Source organism: Desulfitobacterium chlororespirans DSM 11544 (genome assembly GCF_900143285.1).
Lineage (GTDB): Bacteria > Bacillota > Desulfitobacteriia > Desulfitobacteriales > Desulfitobacteriaceae > Desulfitobacterium > Desulfitobacterium chlororespirans.
In genome coordinates this window covers 75306-81612 of the sequence record NZ_FRDN01000021.1, presented here as the reverse complement: position 1 = coordinate 81612, position 6307 = coordinate 75306, and the positions used below count along the sequence as shown (strand labels likewise).

Annotated in this window: 7 protein-coding genes, 15 tRNA genes and 1 riboswitch; of the genes, 19 read left to right on the top strand and 3 right to left on the bottom strand. The window is 45.9% G+C overall.

Annotated features, from left to right (window positions below; all coding sequences use genetic code 11):
- Nucleotides 1–6 precede the first annotated feature (6 nt).
- The 14 genes from BUA14_RS25480 to BUA14_RS25415 all read left to right on the top strand — a co-directional run bounded on the left by BUA14_RS25480 (nt 7) and on the right by BUA14_RS25415 (nt 1282).
- Nucleotides 7–82 (top strand) — tRNA-Val (locus tag BUA14_RS25480).
- 6 nt (nt 83–88) lie between these two features.
- Nucleotides 89–164: transfer RNA gene (locus BUA14_RS25475), tRNA-Asp, on the top strand.
- A 27-nt stretch (nt 165–191) separates the two neighbouring features.
- Nucleotides 192–275: transfer RNA gene (locus BUA14_RS25470), tRNA-Tyr, on the top strand.
- Between the two features lie 8 nt (nt 276–283).
- A tRNA-Met gene (locus tag BUA14_RS25465) sits at nt 284–358 on the top strand.
- Between the two features lie 39 nt (nt 359–397).
- Nucleotides 398–472: transfer RNA gene (locus BUA14_RS25460), tRNA-Gln, on the top strand.
- Between the two features lie 5 nt (nt 473–477).
- A tRNA-Lys gene (locus tag BUA14_RS25455) sits at nt 478–553 on the top strand.
- A gap of 26 nt (nt 554–579) precedes the next feature.
- Nucleotides 580–654 (top strand) — tRNA-Gly (locus BUA14_RS25450).
- 6 nt (nt 655–660) lie between these two features.
- Nucleotides 661–737 (top strand) — tRNA-Arg (locus tag BUA14_RS25445).
- A 24-nt stretch (nt 738–761) separates the two neighbouring features.
- Nucleotides 762–837, top strand: a tRNA-Thr gene (locus tag BUA14_RS25440).
- 9 nt (nt 838–846) lie between these two features.
- Nucleotides 847–931: transfer RNA gene (locus tag BUA14_RS25435), tRNA-Leu, on the top strand.
- A gap of 14 nt (nt 932–945) precedes the next feature.
- Nucleotides 946–1036, top strand: a tRNA-Ser gene (locus BUA14_RS25430).
- 14 nt (nt 1037–1050) lie between these two features.
- A tRNA-Asn gene (locus BUA14_RS25425) sits at nt 1051–1125 on the top strand.
- 1 nt (nt 1126) lies between these two features.
- Nucleotides 1127–1203: transfer RNA gene (locus BUA14_RS25420), tRNA-Ile, on the top strand.
- 5 nt (nt 1204–1208) lie between these two features.
- Nucleotides 1209–1282 (top strand) — tRNA-Gly (locus BUA14_RS25415).
- Between the two features lie 64 nt (nt 1283–1346).
- Here the strand turns inward: BUA14_RS25415 and BUA14_RS25410 are convergent.
- On the bottom strand, nt 1347–1739 hold the full coding sequence (locus BUA14_RS25410) for a CoA-binding protein (RefSeq protein WP_072775150.1): 393 nt from the start codon (nt 1737–1739) through the stop codon (nt 1347–1349).
- A 195-nt stretch (nt 1740–1934) separates the two neighbouring features.
- Nucleotides 1935–2150: riboswitch (cobalamin riboswitch) on the top strand.
- A 190-nt stretch (nt 2151–2340) separates the two neighbouring features.
- On the opposite strand from BUA14_RS25410, the gene cbiQ reads away from it, so the two are divergent.
- The 5 genes from cbiQ to BUA14_RS25385 all read left to right on the top strand — a co-directional run bounded on the left by cbiQ (nt 2341) and on the right by BUA14_RS25385 (nt 5395).
- On the top strand, nt 2341–3195 hold the full coding sequence (gene cbiQ, locus BUA14_RS25405) for a cobalt ECF transporter T component CbiQ (protein ID WP_242954765.1): 855 nt from the start codon (nt 2341–2343) through the stop codon (nt 3193–3195).
- Nucleotides 3196–3208: 13 nt separating this feature from the next.
- Entirely contained in the window at nt 3209–4063 is an 855-nt protein-coding gene (locus BUA14_RS25400; protein ID WP_072775149.1) for an energy-coupling factor ABC transporter ATP-binding protein, read from the top strand.
- Nucleotides 4064–4087: 24 nt separating this feature from the next.
- Complete coding sequence (locus BUA14_RS25395) at nt 4088–4849, top strand: energy-coupling factor ABC transporter permease (protein ID WP_072775148.1); 762 nt, start codon at nt 4088–4090, stop codon at nt 4847–4849.
- A complete protein-coding gene (locus tag BUA14_RS25390; RefSeq protein WP_072775147.1) occupies nt 4839–5159 on the top strand; it encodes an energy-coupling factor ABC transporter substrate-binding protein in 321 nt (106 codons plus the stop codon). The genes BUA14_RS25395 and BUA14_RS25390 overlap by 11 nt, the downstream gene beginning before the upstream one ends.
- 161 nt (nt 5160–5320) lie before the next feature.
- Nucleotides 5321–5395: transfer RNA gene (locus tag BUA14_RS25385), tRNA-Gly, on the top strand.
- Nucleotides 5396–5672: 277 nt separating this feature from the next.
- Here BUA14_RS25385 and BUA14_RS25380 read toward each other — a convergent pair.
- Both BUA14_RS25380 and BUA14_RS25375 read right to left on the bottom strand, forming a co-directional pair.
- The gene (locus tag BUA14_RS25380) at nt 5673–5936 is read right to left on the bottom strand and encodes a Txe/YoeB family addiction module toxin (protein ID WP_072775146.1); all 264 of its coding nucleotides are present in this window, start codon (nt 5934–5936) and stop codon (nt 5673–5675) included.
- Nucleotides 5929–6198 (bottom strand): type II toxin-antitoxin system RelB/DinJ family antitoxin, encoded by a 270-nt coding sequence (locus BUA14_RS25375; RefSeq protein ID WP_178371812.1) that lies wholly within the window; start codon nt 6196–6198, stop codon nt 5929–5931. Before BUA14_RS25375 ends, BUA14_RS25380 begins: the two co-directional genes overlap by 8 nt.
- Between the last annotated feature and the right edge of the window lie 109 nt (nt 6199–6307).

Here is a 6307-nt window from a genome sequence, read left to right as displayed (position 1 = left end):
AAATTCGGGCGATTAGCTCAGCTGGGAGAGCGCCTGCCTTACAAGCAGGATGTCGGCAGTTCGATCCTGTCATCGCCCACCAAAATCCGGCCCCGTGGTGTAGTGGTTAACATGCCTGCCTGTCACGCAGGAGATCGTCGGTTCAAGTCCGATCGGGGTCGCCATTTTAACTTTATAGCGCAACACATTGTGGGTAGATGGCCGAGTGGTTAAAGGCGGCAGACTGTAAATCTGTTCCGAAAGGTACGGTGGTTCGAATCCATCTCTACCCACCACTAAACATCGCGGAGTGGAGCAGCGGTAGCTCGTCGGGCTCATAACCCGAAGGTCGTCGGTTCAAATCCGGCCTCCGCAACCAAGCTTTAAATCAGCAGCAGTTGATTTAAATAGAAAGCATAGGGATGTCGCCAAGCGGTAAGGCACCAGACTTTGACTCTGGCATTCGTAGGTTCGAATCCTGCCATCCCTGCCATTTATGAGCCATTAGCTCAGTCGGTAGAGCACCTGACTTTTAATCAGGGTGTCCCGCGTTCGAGTCGCGGATGGCTCACCATTTTCTTTAGAGCATGTCAGGGACATGCGGGTGTAACTCAGTGGTAGAGTGTCACCTTGCCAAGGTGAAAGTCGCGAGTTCGAATCTCGTCACCCGCTCCAAGTAATGCGCTCGTAGCTCAGCTGGATAGAGCGTCTGACTACGAATCAGAAGGCCAGGGGTTCGAATCCCTTCGAGCGCACCATTTAAATCAGAAGAAATCCTCGATGCCGTTATAGCTCAGTTGGTAGAGCGCATCCTTGGTAAGGATGAGGTCACCGGTTCAAATCCGGTTAACGGCTCCATAAAACAATGCGGGAGTGGCGGAACTGGCAGACGCGCACGTTTGAGGGGCGTGTGGGTAACACCGTATGGGTTCAAGTCCCATCTTCCGCACCAAAAAGTAGGATTACGGAGAAGTACTCAAGTGGCTGAAGAGGACGGTTTGCTAAACCGTTAGAGTGGGTAACTGCTGCGAGGGTTCGAATCCCTCCTTCTCCGCCAGTATAAATCAATATTCCTCGATAGCTCAATGGTGGAGCAACCGGCTGTTAACCGGTAGGTTGCAGGTTCGAGTCCTGCTCGGGGAGCCATGGCAGGGTAGCCAAGTGGTCTAAGGCAAGTGGTTCATACCCGCTCATTCGAGAGTTCAAATCTCTCCCCTGCTACCACACCTGCGGGTGTAGCTCAATGGTAGAGCACTAGCCTTCCAAGCTAGCTACGTGGGTTCGATTCCCATCACCCGCTCCATAGACAGGTTAAACCGTACTGATCTCAGTACGGTTTTTTGCTGCTTATTTGCTTATTTTCATGTTTAGCGCCGGGACCGGGCTTCAACCAGTACGCATTCATGAGCAATCAGCTGCATTTGGTTTGCGCGCCCCTTCAGCAAGGCTTCATTGCTTTCGGCGCCAGGCTGCATCCAGACTCTTTTGATACCTAATTGGGCACATTGGTCAATAATTTGTTCCGATATCTGAGGAGGGACGATGAGGCTGACCACGTCGGGGCGAACAGGCAAGGCGCTTAAAGAGGGGAAACAAGGCTCTCCTTCCAGCTCAGAGAGCTTAGGATTAATGGGATACACCGTATAGCCGCATTGTTTGAGTTTATGGTAGACCTTTGTGCCAAATTTGGTCGGATCTTTAGAGACCCCGACTACTGCCCAGATCTCCTGCTCTAAGAATTCTTGAATATCGTTTTGCATATTTTTTCCTCCTTGGATTAATTTCTATATCCTATATTACTTGCAAGTAAACAAATTATATCAAATTTTTTTAGGAAAGCCAGAAGGGGAAGTTAGTTAAAGCTGACTCACAAGTAATTAATAGAAAATATGATAAAAGCCCAAAAAACTATTGACCTTAAAATAAGGTTATGATATCGTCGACTATAGTAAGAAAAATCAAATAATGTCTCAAGTGTCTTCTAAGATGTACAGTCTTAGAGGAAGGATAGGGAATCGGGTGAGAGTCCCGAACGGAACCGCCGCTGTATGCGTTGAGGCTGCGCTCGTCGATGAAAATCGGTCACTGGGAAACTGGGAAGGCTGAGCGAAGCCGCAGGAGGAAACTCCATAAGCGTAAGTCAGAAGACCTGCTTGGAATTGCTCTGTTTATCGATTGGTGGATGTCAGAGCTCTTATTTCCTATTCTGTAGAAAAACGGTTGCTACAACAAAAGTTGCAGTAACCGTTTTTATATTTTTTAAAGTAACTTTTGGGTGTCGGAGGGAGTTTTCCAGATGAATCAAGCGCGATTTCATAAGGATAAATTGGTGAGCGCAATAAAATGATAGGGGATGGAAGAGTGAAACAGAAGCACCGGGATATCCACCGGCAGGGCGAAGAAGAAGCACACGAACACCACCGTGGCTTCCGGCATGAGCATGGCGGGTGGCTTTCTATCGATTATTTGGCTTATTCCTCTAAGATCAGGCACTGGAATCCCACTTTCAAGGTCATTCTTGCTTTATTGACGATCCTTCTGTGCATTGCACTTAACAATGTGTATGTTTCTGTCGTTGTAATTCTCTCAATGGCTTATTTGGTCATTGAGGTCGGAGGACTTGCCTTCCATGATTATCTGTCGGTACTGACCATTCCCTTGACGTTTATTCTAATCAGCATCCTTGCCGTTGTGGTTGATTTTTCAGGCCAACCATCGGGCGAATATAACTTGTATCTTGGCTTCACTTATCTCTATACCACGACGGATATGCTTAAAAACGGCGTCTTCCTGATGCTGAAGATTATCGCATCAATTAGCGGACTCCAACTGATGATCTTGACGACTCCCTCTTCCGAAATTATAGCTGTGATGAAAAAGACCCATTTGCCTAAGGACTTTATCGCTCTGATGAATATGATTTACCGGTACATCTTCATTTTACTGGAGGTGTTCGCAAAGATGAAAAACGCCGCAGAATCACGACTGGGCTATCGCGATTTAAAGACATCCTATTTTACGTTCAGCAGCGTCGCCAGCAACATGTTCGTCCTGTCACTGAAAAAAGCGAACGCTTATTATGATGCGATGGAGGCCAGATGCTACGACGGGGAATTGATGTTTCTGGAGGAAGATAAGAAAATCGAAATCAGGTTGATCGTTTCGGGGGCGATTTACATCCTGTGTTTATTGCTGCTCTGGTACCTGACAAGATAAGCGGAGGCGTTTTATGAAGAACAGAATTCTGAAGGTGGAGAATCTCCACTATGTCTATGGAAACGGAAAGCCCGCGTTGGACGGTGTCAACGTGGAAATCTTTGCAGGAGAAAAAATTGCTGTACTGGGTGCCAACGGGTCGGGAAAATCAACATTCTTTCTCAACTTAAACGGTGTTTACACCCCTGCTCTTGGAGAAATTATCTATCGGGAACTGCCCGTCAATAAAAAAACTCTGAACGAGCTGCGTAAAAACATCGGCATCGTCTTTCAAGACGCAGACAATCAGATCATCGCCTCCACAGTCCGGGCGGAGGTTGGCTTCGGCCCGATGAATTTAAGGCTTCCGAAAGAAGAGGTCATTGAACGTGTGCAAGAGGCTCTGGCCTATATGAACCTCTCGGGCTTCGAGGATCGACCGCCCCACTATTTGAGCGGTGGTGAAAAGAAGCGCGTAAGCATTGCCGATATTGTGGCGATGAAATCAGAGGTAATGATTTTCGACGAACCGACCGCATCACTGGACCCTTTGAACGCCATGATGCTGGAAGAAGTGCTGTTAAAGCTGAGCGCTGAAGGTAAGACTATGTTGATTTCCACCCATGACGTGGATTTTACTTACAGATGGGCTGAACGTGTTCTTGTCTTCTGCGGTGGGAAAATCATTGCTGATGGGACGCCCCTGGAAATATTCTGTAATTTGGAGATTTTAAAACAGGCAAATTTGAAACAGCCAGCCATGCTGGAGGTCTATAAACTGCTTGTCGATAAAAAGATTCTGCCGGACACGCAGGCTTATCCGAAAAACGCCCAGGAACTAAAAGCAATCTTGGAGAACCATGATATGGTTTTAAGCAATTTAGCTTAAAAATACATACAAGGAGGAAAGAATATGAAAAGAAACCAAAAATTTATTCTCAGTCTCTCTATTCTCGTTTCCCTCTTATTTGGGATCACGCCGTCAGCCCAGGCGATGCACATTATGGAGGGCTATTTACCGCCAACATACGCTATTCTTTGGGGCGTTATAGCCCTACCGTTCTTAGTGGCGGGTTGGTTTTCCATTAGGAAAACATTAAAAGAGAACCGTAGATCGATCACCATCCTTGCCATAGCAGGGGCATTCATTTTTGTAATTTCATCTTTAAAAATTCCCTCGGTCACCGGTAGCTGTTCACATATGACTGGAACAGGGCTGGGCGCGATTTTATTCGGGCCAAGCGCTGTCGCCATCTTGGGCATCATCGTGCTGATTTTCCAGGCTATTCTACTCGCTCATGGCGGCCTTACAACACTTGGTGCCAACACGTTTTCCATGGGTATCGCCGGTCCATTCGTCGCCTTCGGTATCTACAAACTGTGTCAGGCGCTGAAGATCAATAAATACGTGGGAATTTTTCTCGCGGCGTCTATCGGCGACTTATTCACTTACTGCGTCACAAGCATTCAGTTGGCCTTGGCATTTCCATCCGCACAGGGCGGTGTTGCAGCCTCCGCCATTAAATTCCTAACCGTTTTTGCCCCCACCCAGGTACCCCTGGCTATTGTTGAAGGCATTTTAACCGTTCTGATCATTATGGGTCTTGAAACATACGCAAAATCTGAATTGACTGCCCTTGGCTTTTTAAAAGGAGGCTTAAAATATGAAAAGTAAAAAACCTACAGTTATCATTTTATTGCTGATTGTTTTTTTAATTGCCATTGTGCCGCTATTTGTCCTTCAGGGCGCAGAGTTTGGAGGATCTGACACTGCGGGCAGCGAGATGGTCGACGAGATTACAGGCGGCGAATATGAACCCTGGTTTACACCTCCGATGGAAAGCTGGATTGGCGGAGAGCTGCCAGGCGAAATCGAAAGTTTGTTATTCTGTGTTCAGACGGGGATCGGTGTCGGCATAATCACTTTCATAATGGGTAGATTTGTCGAAAGGAAAAAGTACGAACAAAATCATACAGCTCAATAAAGTATGTGTCGGAAATAGTTCAAAGACGGGTTTGCCATGGTCGAGATTCCCATGACCATCTCAGGAGCCTGAGCGACATTCAAGAATTGGCGATATGTTAAAGTGCTGTATAAAAAAACTTGACGGTTTAATATTTTTTGCTATAATTAATACTGTTCTAAGCGGAAGTGGCTCAGTGGTAGAGCATTGGCTTCCCAAGCCGAGGGCCGCGGGTTCGAATCCCGTCTTCCGCTCCAATGAAAGTAAGACGCTGCAAAGGTTTGCAGCGTTTTTTCTTTTTGTTTTCTTATGCCCAAAATTGCCTTGACGACATTCTGACGACATTTTAATTTTAAAAGGAAAAAATGCACTCACACGATAAGAAGCTAAATTCAAATTAGGGTACAATTTGTACCCTAACTGCTATGACCGCATCATGTATCAGATGGCAAAAGCTATCAGATAGTTAAGCACATAAAAACCGACCAGCCCCCACATATGCTATGGATTCCGATCGGTTTCCTTTTCTTTCGATTACTTGTCGCCGTAATGTGTTCGGCACTGGAGGATTTCTAGTCGGCCATTCTCAATGCGATAAACTAGGCGGTTTGTTTCGTCGATACGCTTGCTCCAGCAGCCATGGTACTCATGCTTCAAGGGTTCGGCCTTTCCTATACCGGCATGATCGTTGCGGTCAATATCCTGTATCAGCCTATTGATCCGATTCAGCGTTTTTTTGTCTTGTGTCTGCCAATATAGGTAATCTTCCCAAGCTTCATCAGACCAAACCTTAATCACCTGTCACCTCGATCAATTCATGAACAGTTCCTTTACCAGTGTTAAGTTGTTCAAGGGATTTTTTGAGCCTCTCCTGATTGGCCTGAAAGTAAAAAGGATCATCACTTGCTGCGATTTCAAAGGGAATACGGCGCTCACGAAGAACCGCTTTGACAAACAAATTGACCGCGACAGAAGAATTCATACCCACATCCGTGCAAAAGGCGTCAAATTGCTGCTTCACTGATTCATCTATACGTACGTTAAGTGTTGTTTGAGCCATATTCTTCACTCCTTATTTTTATATTTAAATACAATGTATTATATTATATGAACGTTGTCAATAAATATTACCAATTCATTCAAAAATTTATCTACCAGAATATCACAAT